At 30.9% G+C, this 233-nt stretch carries 1 protein-coding gene; it reads right to left on the minus strand.

Translation table 11 applies throughout. The annotated features are described in order from the left end of the window. On the minus strand, positions 1 to 233 hold a 233-nt coding region (locus H2O73_RS24360), incomplete at both ends, for an amidohydrolase family protein (RefSeq protein ID WP_182110845.1).

The raw sequence follows: 233 nt of genomic DNA on the forward strand, positions 1-233 counted from the left end.
GGAAATGCTTGGTTGTAATTGTTGTTTTCCCAATAGAATTTACTTCGTTTTTTTATGGTATTGCCAATTTCGTTCATGGTTTCAGTATCATATAATCTACCATTTACCATAGTATATTTAACACTATTTGAATTTTTAATGTCTTCTAAAGGGTTTTTATCCAGTACTATCAAATCCGCCAATTTACCTACTTTTAGAGAGCCAATATCATTGCTTAATCCTAAATACTCGGC

This window comes from Vibrio marinisediminis (assembly GCF_014050145.1).
GTDB lineage: Bacteria > Pseudomonadota > Gammaproteobacteria > Enterobacterales > Vibrionaceae > Vibrio > Vibrio marinisediminis.